The organism is Pseudomonas veronii, from assembly GCF_002028325.1.
Taxonomy (GTDB): Bacteria; Pseudomonadota; Gammaproteobacteria; order Pseudomonadales; family Pseudomonadaceae; genus Aquipseudomonas; species Aquipseudomonas veronii.
Genome location: NZ_CP018420.1, coordinates 1,324,807 through 1,341,352, shown reverse-complemented (window position 1 = coordinate 1,341,352; position 16,546 = coordinate 1,324,807). Strand labels below are relative to the sequence as shown.

The 16,546-nt window shown below is 61.5% G+C and carries 14 protein-coding genes; 8 read left to right on the top strand and 6 right to left on the bottom strand.

Going from position 1 to position 16,546, the window contains the following annotated elements; all coding sequences use genetic code 11:
- Nucleotides 1-71 precede the first annotated feature (71 nt).
- From glpD to PverR02_RS05985, 8 genes are all read left to right on the top strand, one after another.
- Nucleotides 72-1,610 carry a glycerol-3-phosphate dehydrogenase gene (glpD, locus tag PverR02_RS06020; RefSeq protein WP_079442949.1) on the top strand — a complete coding sequence of 513 codons (1,539 nt, stop codon included), beginning with the start codon at nt 72-74 and terminating at the stop codon, nt 1,608-1,610.
- 315 nt (nt 1,611-1,925) lie between these two features.
- The gene (locus PverR02_RS06015; protein WP_017844611.1) at nt 1,926-2,852 is read left to right on the top strand and encodes a glutamate/aspartate ABC transporter substrate-binding protein; all 927 of its coding nucleotides are present in this window, start codon (nt 1,926-1,928) and stop codon (nt 2,850-2,852) included.
- Between the two features lie 194 nt (nt 2,853-3,046).
- Nucleotides 3,047-3,793 carry an amino acid ABC transporter permease gene (locus PverR02_RS06010; RefSeq protein ID WP_017844610.1) on the top strand — a complete coding sequence of 249 codons (747 nt, stop codon included), beginning with the start codon at nt 3,047-3,049 and terminating at the stop codon, nt 3,791-3,793.
- The gene (locus PverR02_RS06005) at nt 3,793-4,464 is read left to right on the top strand and encodes an amino acid ABC transporter permease (RefSeq protein WP_046384547.1); all 672 of its coding nucleotides are present in this window, start codon (nt 3,793-3,795) and stop codon (nt 4,462-4,464) included. The genes PverR02_RS06010 and PverR02_RS06005 overlap by 1 nt, the downstream gene beginning before the upstream one ends.
- Nucleotides 4,461-5,195, top strand: coding sequence for an amino acid ABC transporter ATP-binding protein (locus tag PverR02_RS06000; RefSeq protein WP_017844608.1), 735 nt, complete (start codon nt 4,461-4,463; stop codon nt 5,193-5,195). Before PverR02_RS06005 ends, PverR02_RS06000 begins: the two co-directional genes overlap by 4 nt.
- A gap of 159 nt (nt 5,196-5,354) precedes the next feature.
- Nucleotides 5,355-7,256 carry a two-component sensor histidine kinase AauS gene (gene aauS / locus PverR02_RS05995; RefSeq protein ID WP_079442948.1) on the top strand — a complete coding sequence of 634 codons (1,902 nt, stop codon included), beginning with the start codon at nt 5,355-5,357 and terminating at the stop codon, nt 7,254-7,256.
- Entirely contained in the window at nt 7,253-8,593 is a 1,341-nt protein-coding gene (gene aauR / locus PverR02_RS05990; RefSeq protein ID WP_017844606.1) for a two-component response regulator AauR, read from the top strand. Before aauS ends, aauR begins: the two co-directional genes overlap by 4 nt.
- Nucleotides 8,594-8,612: 19 nt before the next feature.
- Nucleotides 8,613-8,942: a GlpM family protein gene (locus tag PverR02_RS05985; protein ID WP_162231505.1), complete on the top strand. Its 330-nt coding sequence runs from the start codon at nt 8,613-8,615 to the stop codon at nt 8,940-8,942.
- A gap of 49 nt (nt 8,943-8,991) precedes the next feature.
- Here the strand turns inward: PverR02_RS05985 and PverR02_RS05980 are convergent, their stop codons facing one another.
- The 6 genes from PverR02_RS05980 to PverR02_RS05955 form a co-directional block, all read right to left on the bottom strand.
- Entirely contained in the window at nt 8,992-10,389 is a 1,398-nt protein-coding gene (locus tag PverR02_RS05980) for a sigma-54-dependent transcriptional regulator (RefSeq protein WP_079442947.1), read from the bottom strand.
- Entirely contained in the window at nt 10,379-12,148 is a 1,770-nt protein-coding gene (locus PverR02_RS05975) for a HAMP domain-containing sensor histidine kinase (protein ID WP_079442946.1), read from the bottom strand. The genes PverR02_RS05980 and PverR02_RS05975 overlap by 11 nt, the downstream gene beginning before the upstream one ends.
- A complete protein-coding gene (locus PverR02_RS05970; protein WP_017844602.1) occupies nt 12,148-13,272 on the bottom strand; it encodes a GNAT family N-acetyltransferase in 1,125 nt (374 codons plus the stop codon). Before PverR02_RS05970 ends, PverR02_RS05975 begins: the two co-directional genes overlap by 1 nt.
- Before the next feature lie 78 nt (nt 13,273-13,350).
- Entirely contained in the window at nt 13,351-14,262 is a 912-nt protein-coding gene (locus tag PverR02_RS05965) for an alpha/beta hydrolase (RefSeq protein ID WP_046485794.1), read from the bottom strand.
- Nucleotides 14,259-15,653: an aspartate aminotransferase family protein gene (locus PverR02_RS05960; RefSeq protein ID WP_017844600.1), complete on the bottom strand. Its 1,395-nt coding sequence runs from the start codon at nt 15,651-15,653 to the stop codon at nt 14,259-14,261. The genes PverR02_RS05965 and PverR02_RS05960 overlap by 4 nt, the downstream gene beginning before the upstream one ends.
- Complete coding sequence (locus PverR02_RS05955; protein ID WP_017844599.1) at nt 15,646-16,359, bottom strand: MtnX-like HAD-IB family phosphatase; 714 nt, start codon at nt 16,357-16,359, stop codon at nt 15,646-15,648. The genes PverR02_RS05960 and PverR02_RS05955 overlap by 8 nt, the downstream gene beginning before the upstream one ends.
- Nucleotides 16,360-16,546: the final 187 nt, after the last annotated feature.

Below are 16,546 nucleotides of genomic sequence, written 5' to 3'. Positions count from 1 at the left end.
TATCAGCTACCATTTTCGGAAATGAACATTAATGTTCGATTTCCAATACGAAAAGATCGCGAGGCCAGCCGATGAACCCTTCCACCTTGCCTGCTCCACCGCTTGCCGAAGTCTATGACGTTGCCGTAATCGGTGGCGGGATCAATGGCGTCGGCATTGCAGCAGACGCAGCCGGGCGCGGGTTGTCGGTATTCCTTTGCGAAAAGGACGACCTGGCCAGCCACACGTCCTCTGCCAGCAGCAAGCTGATCCACGGCGGCCTGCGTTACCTCGAACACTACGAATTCCGCCTGGTGCGCGAAGCCCTGGCCGAACGCGAAGTCCTGCTGGCCAAGGCCCCGCACATCGTCAAGCAGATGCGCTTTGTGTTGCCGCACCGCCCGCACCTGCGTCCGGCGTGGATGATCCGCGCCGGCCTGTTCCTGTATGACCACCTGGGCAAGCGCGAAAAACTCGCCGGTTCGAAAAGCCTCAAGTTCGGCCCCGACAGCCCGCTGAAAAGCGAAATCACCAAAGGCTTCGAATATTCCGACTGCTGGGTCGATGACGCCCGCCTGGTGGTGCTCAACGCCATGGCCGCGCGTGAAAAAGGCGCACACATCCACACCCAAACCCGCTGCGTCAGCGCGTACCGCAGCAAGGGCCTGTGGGAAATGAACATGGAACGCACCGACGGCAGCCTGTTCTCGATCCGCGCCAAGGCGCTGGTGAATGCCGCCGGGCCGTGGGTCGCCAAATTCATCAAGGAAGACTTGAAGCTGGATTCGCCCTACGGCATCCGTCTGATCCAGGGCAGCCACCTGATCGTGCCGAAACTGTACGAAGGCGCCCACGCGCACATCCTGCAGAACGAAGACCAGCGCATCGTGTTCACGATTCCATACCTGGACCACCTGACTATCATCGGCACCACCGACCGCGAATACACCGGCGATCCGGAGAAAGTGGCGATCACCGAAGGTGAAACCGACTACATGCTCAAGGTGGTCAACGCTCACTTCAAGAAGCAACTGAGCCGCGACGACATCGTCCACACCTACTCCGGCGTGCGCCCGCTGTGCAACGATGAGTCGGACAACCCGTCGGCCATCACCCGCGACTACACCCTGTCGCTCTCCGGCGGCGCTGGTGAGGCGCCGATCCTGTCGGTGTTCGGCGGCAAACTGACCACCTACCGCAAACTCGCCGAGTCGGCGATGGCTCACCTGGCGCCCTATTTCACACAGATGCGCCCAAGCTGGACCGCCACCGCCAGCCTGCCGGGCGGCGAAGACATGAGCACGCCGGAAGCCCTCGCTGCGGCCATCCGTACCCAGTTCGACTGGGTGCCAAGCGAAATCGCGCGGCGCTGGTCCACCACCTACGGCAGCCGCACCTGGCGCCTGCTCGAAGGCGTGCAATCGCTGGCCGACCTCGGCGACCACCTCGGTGGCGGCCTGTACACCCGCGAAGTCGACTACCTGTGCGCCGAAGAATGGGCGACCCAACCCGAGGACGTGCTGTGGCGCCGCACCAAGCTTGGCCTGTTCACCACTCCGGAAGAACAGGCCAATGTGCGGCGTTATCTGTCCAAGGTTGAGCATAACCGCAGCAAGATCCAGGCGGCCTGACAGACTGCTCGTACAAAAGCCCCTGCGCCGCAAGGCCCAGGGGCTTTTTCATATCGGTTCAGCCATTCGGTTTTCCGAACAGCATTCCCCTGCGCGATTCGGTTTGCCGGATCTGGCCGTTATAAATCCTCGCTCATAAAAAGTTAATTCCTATATAAATCATACTGTTAACCTTTTAGTCGTGGACTGGCACGACTCATGCTCTACACTTCAGGACGATTGCCTGAGATGCCTCAGGAGCCGTCACGGGCATTCGCTGTATAAGAGAGCCGCTTAACCGGCTTCATAAAAAAAACAAATGTCGAGGAAGTATTGATGCGCATCGTTCCCCATATTTTGGGCGCAGCTATCGCTGCCGCTCTGATCAGCACTCCAGTTTTCGCCGCCGAACTCACCGGCACGCTGAAAAAAATCAACGACTCGGGCACCATCACCCTCGGGCACCGCGACAGCTCCATTCCGTTTTCCTACATCGCGGATGGTTCGGGTAAACCGGTCGGCTACTCCCACGACATTCAGCTGGCTATCGTCGAAGCCCTGAAAAAAGACCTGAACAAGCCCCAGCTGCAGGCCAAGTACAACCTGGTCACTTCCCAGACCCGTATCCCGTTGGTGCAGAACGGCACCGTGGACATCGAGTGCGGTTCCACCACCAACAACGCCGAACGCGCCCAGCAAGTGGCGTTCACCACCAACATCTTCGAAATCGGCACCCGCCTGCTGGTCAAGAAAGACAAGGATGGCAAGCCGTCCTATAGCGACTTCGCCGACCTCAAAGGCAAAAACGTCGTGACCACCGCCGGCACCACGTCCGAGCGCATCATCAAGGCGATGAACGCCGACAAGCAGATGGGCATGAACGTCATCTCCGCCAAAGACCACGGCGAGTCCTTCCAGATGCTGGAAAGCGGCCGCGCCGTTGCCTTCATGATGGACGACGCCCTGCTGGCCGGTGAAGAAGCCAAGGCCAAGAAGCCGAATGACTGGGTTATCACTGGTACTCCGCAGTCCTTCGAAGCCTACGCCTGCATGGTTCGCAAAGAAGATCCTGCGTTCAAGAAAGCCGTGGATGACGCCATCGTCGCGCTCTACAAATCCGGTGAAATCAACAAGATTTATAGCAAGTGGTTCGAAAGCCCGATCCCACCAAAAGGCCTGAACCTGAACTTCCCGATGAGCGACAAGGTCAAGGAACTGATCGCCAATCCGAGCGATAAGCCTGCGCCTGACGTAAAAATCTGATTTCTGGCTAACCTTATCTCCTGAGGGAGCCACTCCTCCCTCAGGCGTCTGTTACTACCTGCTGGCTATATTTTGGAACACTCGACCGGGCGGTTTTCGAGCCGATCGTGTGTGCCTGGCGTTCACCGTCAGGCGGGAACGGATTTTCCCCAAGCGGGTGCTTGTACATCGATCGATCTCGAGGGGAGACCCTAATGAATTACAACTGGGACTGGGGCGTGTTCTTCAAGTCCACTGGCGTTGGCAGCGAGACTTATCTCGACTGGTACATCGCCGGCCTGGGCTGGACCATTGCCATCGCCGTCGTGGCATGGATCATCGCCTTGCTGCTGGGCTCCATGCTGGGGGTCATGCGTACCGTGCCAAACCGTATCGTATCGGGCATCGCCACCTGCTACGTGGAACTGTTCCGCAACGTGCCGCTGCTGGTGCAGCTGTTCATCTGGTACTTCCTGATACCCGACCTGCTGCCGCAAAACCTGCAGGACTGGTACAAGCAAGACCTGAACCCGACCACCTCGGCCTACCTGAGCGTTGTGGTGTGCCTGGGCCTGTTCACCGCCGCCCGTGTCTGCGAGCAGGTACGCACCGGCATCCAGGCGCTGCCGCGTGGCCAGGAAGCCGCCGCCCGCGCCATGGGTTTCAAGCTGCCGCAGATCTACTGGAACGTGCTGCTGCCGCAGGCTTACCGGATCATCATTCCGCCGCTCACCTCGGAATTCCTCAACGTGTTCAAGAACTCCTCCGTGGCGTCCTTGATCGGCCTGATGGAATTGCTGGCACAAACCAAGCAGACCGCCGAATTCTCGGCCAACCTGTTTGAAGCCTTCACCCTGGCCACGCTGATCTACTTCACCCTGAACATGAGCCTGATGTTGCTGATGCGCCTGGTCGAGAAGAAAGTCGCCGTGCCCGGCCTGATCTCCGTGGGGGGTAAATAATGGAATTCGATTTCAGCGGCATCATCCCCGCGATCCCCGGCCTGTGGAACGGCATGGTCATGACCTTGCAGTTGATGGTCATGGGCGTGGTCGGCGGTATTGTCCTCGGCACGATCCTGGCGTTGATGCGCCTGTCGTCCAGCAAGTTGCTGTCACGCCTGGCCGGCGCCTACGTGAACTATTTCCGCTCGATCCCGTTGCTGCTGGTCATCACCTGGTTCTACCTGGCGGTGCCCTTCGTGCTGCGCTGGATCACCGGCGAAGACACGCCGATCGGTGCGTTCACCTCCTGCGTCGTGGCCTTCATGATGTTCGAGGCCGCGTACTTCTGTGAAATCGTGCGGGCCGGCGTGCAGTCGATCCCCAAGGGCCAGATGGCGGCCGCGCAGGCCATGGGCATGACTTACGGTCAGACCATGCGCCTGATCATCCTGCCCCAGGCGTTCCGCAAGATGACCCCGTTGCTGCTGCAACAGAGCATCATCCTGTTCCAGGACACCTCGCTGGTCTACACCGTGGGCCTGGTGGATTTCCTCAACTCCGCCCGCTCCAACGGCGACATCATCGGCCGCTCCAATGAGTTCCTGATCTTCGCCGGTGTCGTCTACTTCATCATCAGCTTTTCCGCCTCGCTGCTGGTCAAGCGTCTGCAAAAAAGGTTTGCCGTATGATCTCTATCAAAAACGTCAACAAGTGGTATGGCGACTTCCAGGTGCTGACCGATTGCAGCACCGAGGTTAAAAAAGGCGAAGTGATCGTGGTGTGCGGGCCGTCCGGCTCGGGTAAATCCACCCTGATCAAGTGCGTCAACGCGCTGGAACCGTTCCAGAAAGGCGACGTGATCGTCGACGGCACGTCCATCGCCGACCCGAAGACCAACCTGCCGAAACTGCGCTCGCGCGTCGGCATGGTGTTCCAGCACTTCGAGCTGTTCCCGCACCTGACCATCACCGAAAACCTGACCATCGCGCAGATCAAGGTGCTCGGCCGCAGCAAGGAAGAAGCCACCAAGAAGGGCCTGCAACTGCTTGATCGCGTCGGCCTGTCGGCGCACGCCCACAAGCACCCTGGCCAGCTTTCCGGTGGCCAGCAGCAACGTGTGGCGATTGCCCGCGCCCTCGCCATGGACCCGATCGTCATGCTGTTCGACGAACCGACCTCGGCCCTCGACCCGGAAATGGTCAACGAAGTGCTGGACGTGATGGTGCAACTGGCCCAGGAAGGCATGACCATGATGTGCGTGACCCACGAAATGGGCTTCGCCCGCAAAGTGGCCGACCGCGTGATCTTCATGGACGCCGGCAAGATCATCGAAGACTGCCCGAAAGAAGAGTTCTTCGGCGACATCAGCGCCCGCTCCGAACGCGCGCAGCACTTCCTCGAGAAAATCCTGCAGCACTAAAAAAGCCACAGCTTGCTCCTCCTGTAGGAGCGAGCTTGCTCGCAAAAAACGGCAACGATGAAGCGCACATCCTGGATGAACGCGGTGCCCTTGGTTTTTTCGCGAGCAAGCTCGCTCCTACAGGAAGGGGTGAGCGGTAGCTGACCCAAGGCATCTGTGATGAAATGCGACCCCAACCTCTATCGCGCCGCGCCGCCATCACTTGCCGTGAAGCCTCGTCTGATCCGCCAACTGTTCCTGCCGCCGTTGATCATCGCCCTGATGATCGGCCTGGGTTATATCGGCTTCTGGATCAGTGAGTACTATGGCATCCGCACCCTCAGCGATACCGGCGAACGCCAGCTGGAGCTGCATGCCCGCACCGTCGAAAGCGAACTGAGCAAATACACGTACCTGCCCAGCCTCCTGGAACTCGAATCCAGCGTGTCCACGCTGCTGGCCGAGCCGAACCAGGACACCCGCAAGACCGTCAACGACTACCTCGAAGGCCTGAACCGGCGCAGCCGCAGTCGGGCCATCTATGTGATGGACACCACCGGCCGCGTACTGGCCACCAGCAACTGGCGCGATGCCGACAGCTACCAGGGTGAAGACCTGTCCTTCCGCGCCTATTTCCAGAACGCCGTGCGCGGCCAGCCCGGGCGTTTCTATGGCATCGGCAGCACCAATGGCGAACCCGGCTACTACCTGGCCCACGGCCTGGAAGAGCACGGCAAGATCATCGGCGTCGCTGTGGTCAAGGTCCGCCTCGAAGCGCTGGAGGAACGCTGGAAACGCGCGCGTCTCGAAGCGTTTGTCAGCGACGAGAACGGCATCATCATCCTTTCCAGCGACCCGGCCCGCCGCCTCAAGGCCGTGCGCCCCCTGAGCGATGAGACCAAGGACCGCCTGGCGCACAGCCTGCAATATTACTGGGCAACGCTGAACGAGCTGGAGCCCCTGGCCCGCGAGCGCCTCAACGAAGGCACAGAAAAACTGACCTTTCCGGCCAACAGCGAAGTAGTAGCCGACGAACACGAAGTCAGCTACCTGGCCCAGACCCGGCCGCTGAGCGACACGCCGTGGAATTTCACCCTGCTCACCCCGCTCAACGATCTGCGCCGTGCAGCGATCAACCAGGGCATCCTGGTGGCCGTCGCCTTTGGCCTGGTGGCGCTCCTGCTGATTGCCTGGAACGAACGACGCAAAGTCATCGCCACCCGCCTCGCCGCCCGGGAAGCCTTGCAGGAAGCCAACAGCCAGCTGGAACGCCGGATTGCCGAACGCACCGCCGACCTGCGCGCGAGCAACGAGCGCCTCAAGGGGCAGATTCGCGAACGCCGCCAGGCCGAGGAAACCCTGCGCCGCGCCCAGGATGAGCTGGTGCAGGCGGGCAAGCTGGCGGCCATCGGCCAGATGTCCACCAGCATCGCCCACGAATTGAACCAACCCCTCGCCGCGTTGCGCACGTTGTCCGGCAATACCGTGCGCTTCCTCGAACGCGGCGCGCTGGATACCGCCAGCGCCAACCTCAAGACCATCAACGAATTGATCGACCGCATGGGCCGCATCACCGCCAGCCTGCGCTCCTTCGCGCGGCGCGGCGACGACCAGGGCGAAGCCAACCTGGGCAAGGCCGTGGATGCCGCGTTCCAAGTGCTCGGCGCACGCCTCGACAGCCTGCCGCTGACGCTGCACCGCGACTTTGCCCCGGCCCAATTGCAGATCGACCAGACGCGCCTGGAGCAGATCCTGGTCAACCTGATCGGCAACGCCCTCGATGCCATGCAAGCACAACCGGCGCCGGAACTGTGGCTGGAAGGCCACGAAGCCGACGGCAAATACCGCCTGCAGGTGCGCGATAACGGCCATGGCATCGACCCCGAGGCGCGCAAGCATCTGTTCGAACCGTTCTTCACCACCAAACCCGGCGAGCAAGGCCTGGGCCTTGGCCTTACGTTGTCCGCCAGCCTGGCCGCGGCCACCGGCGGCAACCTCGCCGTGGAGCATCCCGTCGGTGGTGGTACTGCCTTTGTCCTGAGCCTGCCGCTGGCGGGCGCTCAAACAGCCGAGTCGTCATGAACGTAGAAAAAAACCCTGACCTCACCGTCCTGATCGTCGAAGACGACCCCCACGTGCTGCTCGGCTGCCAGCAAGCCCTGGCACTGGAAGACATCCCCAGCGTCGGCGTGGGCAGTGCCGAAGAGGCGCTCAAGCGCATCGGCGAGAACTTTGCTGGCATCGTCATCAGCGATATCCGCCTGCCGGGTATCGACGGCCTGGAACTGCTCACCCGCCTCAAGGCCCTGGATAAAAGCCTGCCGGTGGTATTGATTACCGGGCACGGCGATATTTCCATGGCGGTCGGCGCCATGCGCAACGGCGCCTATGACTTCATGGAAAAACCCTTCTCTCCCGAACGCCTGGTCGACGTCGCGCGCCGCGCCCTGGAACAGCGCGGGCTGGCGCGGGAAGTCTGGGCGCTGCGCCGCCAGTTGGCCGAGCGCGACTCCCTGGAAGGACGCATCATCGGCCGCTCGCCGGCGATGCAGAACCTGCGCGAATTGATCGCCAACGTCGCGGATACCTCGGCCAACGTGCTGATTGAAGGCGAGACCGGCACCGGCAAGGAACTGGTCGCGCGGTGCCTGCATGATTTCAGCCGACGCCACGCTCACCCGTTCGTCGCGCTGAACTGCGGCGGCCTGCCGGAGAACCTGTTCGAAAGCGAGATTTTCGGCCACGAAGCCAACGCCTTTACCGGCGCCGGCAAACGTCGGATCGGCAAGATCGAGCACGCCCACGAAGGCACGCTGTTTCTCGATGAAGTGGAAAGCATGCCGATCAACCTGCAGATCAAGCTGCTGCGCGTGTTGCAGGAACGCACCCTCGAACGCCTGGGTTCGAACCAGAGCGTGGCGGTGGATTGCCGGGTGATCGCTGCCACCAAATCCGACCTCGACGAATTGAGCCGCGCCAGCCAGTTCCGTAGCGACCTGTACTACCGCCTCAACGTCGTGACCCTGGAACTGCCGCCTTTGCGCGAACGCCGCGAAGACATCCTGCAACTGTTCGAACACTTCCTGCAGCAATCATCCCTGCGCTTCGACCGCAGCGTGCCGGACCTCGACAACCAGACCCTATCCAACCTGATGAGCCACGACTGGCCGGGCAACGTGCGTGAACTGCGCAACGTCGCCGAGCGCTTCGCCCTGGGCCTGCCCGCCTTCAAGAAAAGCGGCGCCAGCAGCGGCAGCCAGGGCCTGGCCTTCACCGAAGCGGTGGAAGCCTTCGAACGCAACCTGCTCAACGACGCCCTGCAACGCAGCGGCGGCAACCTGACCCAGGCCAGCCAGGAACTGGGAATGGCCAAGACCACCCTGTTCGACAAGGTCAAGAAATACGGTTTGAGCCACTGAGGAACCGCGCGTGGATCTGATATTGAAGGCCGCCCTGGGCGCGGCGGTGGTGCTGATACTGGCCGCGTTGGCCAAGACCCGGAATTACTACATCGCCGGGTTGGTGCCGCTGTTCCCGACCTTTGCGCTGATCGCCCATTACATCGTCGGCAAAGGCCGTTCGGTGGACGATTTGAAGACCACCATCCTGTTCGGGATGTGGTCGATCATTCCGTACTTTGTGTATTTGGCGACGCTCTACGTGCTGGTCGATCGCCTGCGCCTGGAAGCCTCTTTAGCCGTAGCAGCGCTAGCGTGGTTGATGGCAGCGACTGTTCTGGTCAGCGTCTGGGTACGCCTGCAGACCTGACACACCACAAGCCCCCTCCCACATTTAGAACAGTGCTGTGCCAGGCAACTCAGCGGACTATTTTGTCGACCTGAATCCCCAGCTTCTTCAGGCGATACCAGAAGCTGCGCTCGGAAATCCCGATCTTCGCCGCCGCGGCCGCCTGTACGCCATTGCTCTCGTGCAATGCCGCCTGGATGTAGGCTTTCTCCACCTCCGCCAGCGCCGCATCCAGGTCCTGGGGAATGCCCGGTCCGTCGCTGAGGATCGCCGTCACGCCGCCCTCGCGGGGCTTGGACGCGAACAGATAACCCGGCAAGTCGATATCTTCAATCACCGGCGATGACGCCACGATAGTCGCGCGTTCCACGCAGTTCTGCAGCTCGCGGATATTGCCCGGCCAGTGATACGCCGTCATGGCCTGCAAGGCCTCGGGGCTGAAACCGGTGATGCGTTTACCAGCGGTGGCGCTCAAGGTCTGGGCGAAGTGCCGGGCCAGGGGCGCGATGTCTTCCACGCGCTCGCGCAAGGGCGGCAGCGGGATCGGGAACACGTTGAGGCGGTAATACAAGTCTTCGCGAAACTCCTTGTTGGCCACCGCCTCCAACAGGTTCTTGTTGGTGGCGGCGATCACGCGCACGTCCACCTTGCGCTCGCGGGGGTCGCCCACCGGCTCGATCACCCGCTCCTGCAAGGCGCGCAGAATCTTGGCCTGCAGCGCCAGCGGCATGTCGCCCACTTCATCGAGAAACAGCGTGCCCTTGTCAGCCTGCATAAAACGCCCGACCCGGTCGGCCACGGCACCGGTGAAGGCGCCCTTGCGATGGCCGAACATTTCGCTTTCCAGCAGCCCTTCGGGAATCGCCGCGCAATTGACCGCGACGAACGGTTTGTCGGCCCGGCTGCCGTGCTTGTGGATGGCGCGGGCGACCATTTCCTTGCCGGTGCCGCTTTCGCCGGTCAGCAGGATCGTTGCGCTGCTGTCGCGCACCGAATCCACTGCCTGCAACACCTTGCGAAACGCCGGGCTGTCGCCCACCAGGCTGTCGAACTGCGCCTGCTCGTCCAGCTCGGCGCGCATGCGGGCGTTGTCGCGCATGATGTCGCGAAACTGCAGGGCCTTGGCCACGGTGATGTCCAGCTCGTCGATATCGAACGGCTTGGCAATGTAGTCATACGCACCGTTGCGCATCGACTGTACGGCGTTTTTCACCGTGCTGTAGGCGGTCATCACGATCACCGGCACCTGGGAATAGCGCGCCTTGATCTCGGCCAGCAGCGCCGGACCGTCCATGCCCGGCATGCGCCAGTCGCTGATCACCAGGTCGATGTCTTCCTGCTCCAGCACTTTGAGCGCGTGCAGGCCGTTACCCGCCGTGAACACCTGGACGCCATTCTGGCTGAGGGCCGACGACAACAGGTCACAGAGCTTGGGCTCGTCGTCGACCACCAATATGTTATGCGTCATGACTGTCCTCGTCGTCTTCGCCGATTGCCGGAATGTACAGGCTGAACGTAGCGCCGGCATCATTCTCGCTGATGCATTCGATGCTGCCGTCGTGACTTTCCATGATCGAATAGACTTTGGCCAGGCCCAGGCCGGTGCCGGAGGCCTTGGTGGTGACGAACGGGGTGAAGATGCGCTCGATCATATCCGCCGGGATACCCTGGCCGGTGTCGGCGACGCTGATGACCGTGTTGTCGCCCATCGAACGAATGCCCAGGGTCAGGCGGCCACCTTCGGGCATTGCATCGATAGCGTTGAGAATCAGGTTGAGGCAGGCCTGTTTGAGCTGCTTGGCGTCGGCATAGATGGTCGCGCCAGGCGCCTGGTCGTCGATGTGGGCGTCGATTTTGTGGCTGGCCAGTTCCGGGCTGCAGAAGCCGAGGATCTCCTCCACCAGCGCGCGCGCCGGTTGCAATACGCGCAGCGGCGCGTTGGGTTTGGCGAAATCGAGAAACTCGGTGATCAGGTCGTTGATCCGGCTGACTTCGCTGATCACATATTCCAGGTGGCGCTTGTCGGCTTCCGGCAAGTCGGCGCGACGGTGCAGCAGTTGGGTGGCGGTCTTGATGATCCCCAGCGGGTTACGGATTTCGTGGGCCAGGCCCATGGCGACTTCACCCAGGGCATGCAGGCGGTCGCGCCGGCGCAGTTGGGCTTCGAGGTGATGCAACTCCCCCAGCCGTTCGGTCATATGGTTGAAGGTGCTGCTCAATTGCGCCAGCTCATCGCCGCCGCTGACCACCACACGGTGGGCATAATTGCCCGAGATCACGGCGCTCACGCCCTGGGACAGATCGCGCAACGGTTGGGTCAAGCGCCGCGACACCAGCAGCCCCGCCGCCAGGGACAGTGCCGAGCTGAGCAGGAAAATCAGCACGAACAGGTTGCTCTGGTTCACCAGCCCGACCAGGCTGGTATGGCGCAGCAGGCCGCTGAAGATCACGCCTTGCAGCTCGCCGGCATCGTTGAAGATCGGCCAGTACAAACCGCTGTATTTGTTGGTGAACTGTTCGCTGGGTTGCTTGCTGCTGCGCATCTCGGCTTCGACGCCTTTCGGGATGTGCGAGGGGTGATCCATGAAGCGCTGGGTCGAGAAAATTTCCGAGAAACCGCCGGGGTTGGCCAGGTACAGGCGCAGGTCGAGGGAATGTACGTCGGCTACGCTGGTGAGGAAACTGCTGTCCAGGTAGGTGGCCACCAGCAGCACGTAGTCAACGCCGTCCTGGCTGGTCTCGAACGTCGAGACCACGATGCCGGTATTCACCCCCGCCACTTGCACGGTCTGCAATGCGGCGTTGCTGGTCAGGTTGATCTGCTTGACGATGTCATTGGGCGCGGTGCTGAACACCACCCGGTGGTCACTGCTGCGAATCAGGGCCACCACGTCGATGTCCGTGGCTTCGGCGATATCGGCGGCGAGCCTGTCGTGCTTGGCCGCCTCCCGGCTGGAGGGCGGGCTGGCGTAGCGCAGGAACAATTTCGCCATGCGCGCGTTGTCATGCAGGATGTCGCCGATCTCGTCCTTGACGATCTTGGTCGATTCCTGCAGCCAGATCCGCACGTTGCTGTCGAAAATCTGCGACAGCGTGGTGGCGGCCAGCTCGGCCGCGATCATGGTCGGAATCACACTGACCAGCCAGAACGCCAGCACCAACTTGCGCTGGACGCTCCAGCGCGAAATGGCAAAGGGGCGGGCTTTCTGGCGGGTCTTGGTGATCATCAGGTTTCGCTTATCGCAGCAGCCATGGCAGGGTCGGAACGATCCGGTCGAAGAAACATTTTCACGAGTCTGAGCAGGCCGTTGACCAGCCGGTTACGGTGGCGGAAGAACAGGCTGTTGCCCTGGAACTCGCACCCCAGCCGCAGCTTACTGGCATATCCGGCCTGGCCACACTCATACAACGCAATATTGTGTTGGATACAGTAGTCGACATTGGTCAACCAACTACGGAAGTAGAGGTTGTAGTCACGGGTAAACTCCACGTCGTGCCCGAAGAACTTGTCGACCAGCCGATGCTCGTCCACCAGCATCAGGTTGAACGCCACCAAGTGCTCGTCGACCCAGTAAAGAACACAGACCGCGCGTTGTTCAAGGCGTTCGAGCACGCCGGTGAAATAACTCGCGGGCAAGCGTTCGAACTGCAGCTCGGCACGGGTCAGCGTGGCTTCGTACAGGCGCATGACCTCGGGCAGCACATCGTCGATGTTGCGCCGCCACTCCACCCTTGGGCCTGGCGCGCGCAGTTTGCGCCGCAAGTCCTTGCGCGTGGATTTGCCCAGCGAGCCCAGGTAAGCGTCCACCGAGCCGTAAGGCAGCGGCAATAAGCCGGTGGGCAAGCTCGGCATGCTTTGAAAGCCAGCCGCGCGGCAACTGTCGGCCCAGTGCGGGTCCTGCGTCGGGGCATCCTTGACCGCCACCAGGCCGATGCCGAACTCATCGGCGTCCTGGCGCGCCGCCAGCAGCAGGTGCTTGAGTAACAGCGCGCGCCGAACCTCAGGCACGCCACTGGCAAACCCGGCGTCACAACGCTCGGCCACCGGCGAACCGATGGCGTACAGCCCCACTTGCAAAACACCCGGCCACAGCCGCTCCAGCCGCGAGGTCAAGCGCTTGCCGACGCCCGACACCGTGGTATCGAGGCGGTAATGGGTGATGAACGCGGCCGCCACGGCCACCAGCGCGCCGTCTTCAAATACCGCCAGGTAGCGCCATTGAAAATCGTCGATCGCGGCGTTTTCCACGGCAACGTAGTAGTCCCAGTCCTCCAGCGCGCCGGGAAAACAGTCGTTCCAGGCACTGCGCCGGATGGCCCGGATGGTCGGGAAGGCTTGGGTGGTTATCACATCGAATCCTTTGTAGCGAGGGAGCGTACTCCCGCTGGACTGCGCAGCAGCCCCCTCAATGACACGCGCTCCTTACAACTAGAACGAGGTGGCAGGTTCCAGGCTCGCTTCGCTGCCTGACGCGGGCAAGCGCCCTCGCCACAACGCACCGGCGTCCACGGAAGCGGTGTGCAGCTCGACAAACTCCGCACTCAACTCGATCACCCGGCGGTATTGCAGGTCGACGGTGATCATGTGGTAGCAGTTGTCCAGCAGGATCTTGGTCACCGGCCCGCCGAGGTGACGTTCCACGTAATCGGCGTTCCAGCGGCTGGTGATGTCATCCTCGATCGAATGCAGCACCAGGGCCGGCACCTTGACCTGAGGCATGCGCTTCTTGACCACGGCGTTCATCCGGTGCAACTCGCGCACCGTGATGCCCTCCATGGTCAGCAGGCCAGCCTCGCTGCTCTCCCCTTCCTTCATCTGCCGCTCGACGATCGCCCGCAGGCGTTCGTTCTTGATGCCGTAGGGCGGCTTCTCTTCAAAGCGACAGATATGCACGCCGAACGGAATTTTCATCAGCAACGGCGTAAGGAACGCCAGCTTGTTGATGCTCCAGCCGTCGTACTTCAAGGTGGTCGAATACATCAGCAGCCCGGCGACCTGGCCCGGATGCTCCGAGGCCAGGTACATCGACATCACCGCACCCATCGACAGACCGCCGACAAACACCTGTTCATGGCGCTGACGGACCTGGGCGAAGGTTCGGCGCAACCCTTCGTACCAGTCCAGCCAGCCGGTGGCCTGCAGGTCGCTGTTGTCGCCGCAGTGCCCGGCCAGGGTGGGCACGTACACCGTGCAATTACCCACCTTGGCCAGGCCCTTGGCGACCTGGCGCAGTTCCGTCGGCGTGCCTGTCAGGCCGTGGATCAACAGGATGCCGACCGGCCCTTCACCGAGAACGAAGCCGGCATCACCCTCACCGAGGTCGATCCCGACGTTGCTCACCGTTTAGTCGCTCGCACCAGCAGTTGCTCGAGCAGCTTCAGGCCCAGTTCGATTTCCGGGTAGCTGATTTCCAGGGACGGTGCCAGGGTGATCACGTTCTTGTAGTAGCCGCCCACGTCGAGGATCAGGCCGAGTTTGCGTCCGTCCACCACCATGTCGCCTTTCATGCCTTCTTCGACCATGTAGTCCAGGGTCGCCTTGTCCGGCGTGAAACCATCCGGGCCGCAGATTTCGCAGCGCAGGGCCAGGCCCAGGCCGTCGACGTCGCCGATGATCGGGAAGCGTTTCTGCAGGTCCTGCAAGCCTTCCAGGAAGAACTTGCCCTTGGCCATGACCATCGCGCCGTAGTCGACTTCGTTGGTCATCTTGAACATTTCCAGGCCTACCGCCGTGCCCAACGGGTTGGAGGCGAAGGTGGAGTGGGTCGAACCTGGCGGGAAGATCTTCGGGTTGATCAGCTCTTCACGGGCCCAGATGCCGCCCAGCGGGTTGAGGCCGTTGGTCAGCGCCTTGCCGAACACGATCACGTCGGGTTGTACGTCGAAGTGTTCGATCGACCACAGCTTGCCGGTGCGGTAGAAGCCCATCTGGATTTCGTCGGACACCATCAGGATGCCGTGCTGGTCCAGCACCTGCTTGAGCTCGCGGTAGAAGTTCATCGGCGGGATCACATAGCCGCCGGTGCCCTGGATCGGCTCGACGTAGAACGCGGCGTATTCACTCTGTCCGACTTTCGGGTCCCACACGCCGTTGTATTCGGTCTCGAACAGGCGGGCGAATTGCTGCACGCAGTGGCTGCCGTATTCTTCCTTGGTCATGCCTTTAGGGCCGCGGAAGTGGTACGGGAACGGGATGAACTGCGCACGCTCGCCGAAGTGGCCGTAGCGACGACGGTAGCGGTAGCTGGAGGTGATCGACGACGCGCCGAGGGTGCGGCCGTGGTAGCCGCCTTCGAAGGCGAACATCAGGCTCTTGCCGTTGGTAGCGTTACGCACCACTTTCAGGGAGTCTTCGATGGACTGCGAACCGCCGACGTTGAAGTGGACGCGACCGTCGAGGCCGAACTTCTTCTTGGCGTCGACCGCGATCATTTCCGACAGTTCGATCTTGCCTTTGTGCAGGTACTGGCTGGCGATTTGCGGCAGGGTGTCGATCTGCTGTTTCAGCGCATTGTTCAAGCGCGGGTTGGCATAGCCGAAGTTGACCGCCGAGTACCACATTTGCAGGTCGAGGTAGGCCTGATCTTCGGTGTCCCACACGTAGGAACCTTCGCAACGGCTGAAAATGCGCGGTGGCTCGATGTAGTGAACGGTGTCGCCGTAAGAGCAGTATTTGGCTTCTTTATCCAGAAGAATCTGGTCTTCGGCGCTCGCGATGCGGATATCAGACATGGTGGAAGAGTTCCTGATTTTCAATAGAGAGGTCAGTAGGGGCAAAGGTCGTGGCGTTGGCGGCGATGCCCTGTGGCAGCTTGGCCAGCAATGCGCTCACTTCGGCGAAGGTGTCGAAGCGCGCATGGGGAATGTTGTTGGCCTCGCAGTACCGGGCAAGGCTGCCCTTGGCGAAAACGAAGTCGGCAGTGGAGGCCACGCACATGTCGGACTTGCCGTCACCGATCACCAGCACGCGCTTGTTGCGCGGGGTGGATTTGCACTTGCAGTTGCCGGAAGCGGCACGGCAGGCATCGCTGGCATACGGGAAGTCGATGCGCCAGCTGTTCTGGTCGACCTGGCGCAGGCGGTTGGCGAGGATCGGCAGCAAGCTCACGTAGTTGCGCGACAGAATCCGCGCGATGCCTTGCTCGATGCCGTCGCTGACCACTTCGATGGAAGCCCCCAGGCCGATGACGTGATCGACGAAATCGGGGAAGTCCGGGTCGATCTCGACGCTGTCGAAATACGCCAGCAGCTCACTTGGGGTGGCCTTGATCAGCGCGAGTTGGCGGCTCAGGCATTCGCGGGAACCGATATGCCCATCCAACCATTCCTGCTCGATGGTTTCCCACTCGGGGCCGGCGAAGCGTTGGAGGACGTTGTCGATGACATCGGTGGGGGTAATGGTCCCGTCGAAGTCACACACGATATGCCAGTGGATCATCTGCGTTTACCTTGAGGAGGAGCGCGCTCTGTGCGCTTGCAGAAGGTGTAGAGCAGGGACTGTGCCAACTGGCCAGCACCCAATGGCGCTGGGGGTTTGCGCGGATGTCAGACGGTTTTGTGTCGAAGGAGCTACAATTTTTGTAGCTTGCTACAAACAAGATGAGTGCTTGCGCCAAGGCTGCGCT

Coding starts and splice junctions, on each gene's coding strand:
- PverR02_RS05975 (WP_079442946.1), bottom strand. CDS start 12,148: ATGATCACCAAGACCCGCCAGAAAGCCCGCCCCTTTGCCATTTCGCGC.
- PverR02_RS06000 (WP_017844608.1), top strand. CDS start 4,461: ATGATCTCTATCAAAAACGTCAACAAGTGGTATGGCGACTTCCAGGTG.
- aauS (WP_079442948.1), top strand. CDS start 5,355: ATGAAATGCGACCCCAACCTCTATCGCGCCGCGCCGCCATCACTTGCC.
- PverR02_RS06015 (WP_017844611.1), top strand. CDS start 1,926: ATGCGCATCGTTCCCCATATTTTGGGCGCAGCTATCGCTGCCGCTCTG.
- PverR02_RS05955 (WP_017844599.1), bottom strand. CDS start 16,359: ATGATCCACTGGCATATCGTGTGTGACTTCGACGGGACCATTACCCCC.
- PverR02_RS05960 (WP_017844600.1), bottom strand. CDS start 15,653: ATGTCTGATATCCGCATCGCGAGCGCCGAAGACCAGATTCTTCTGGAT.
- PverR02_RS06010 (WP_017844610.1), top strand. CDS start 3,047: ATGAATTACAACTGGGACTGGGGCGTGTTCTTCAAGTCCACTGGCGTT.
- PverR02_RS06005 (WP_046384547.1), top strand. CDS start 3,793: ATGGAATTCGATTTCAGCGGCATCATCCCCGCGATCCCCGGCCTGTGG.
- glpD (WP_079442949.1), top strand. CDS start 72: ATGAACCCTTCCACCTTGCCTGCTCCACCGCTTGCCGAAGTCTATGAC.
- aauR (WP_017844606.1), top strand. CDS start 7,253: ATGAACGTAGAAAAAAACCCTGACCTCACCGTCCTGATCGTCGAAGAC.
- PverR02_RS05980 (WP_079442947.1), bottom strand. CDS start 10,389: ATGACGCATAACATATTGGTGGTCGACGACGAGCCCAAGCTCTGTGAC.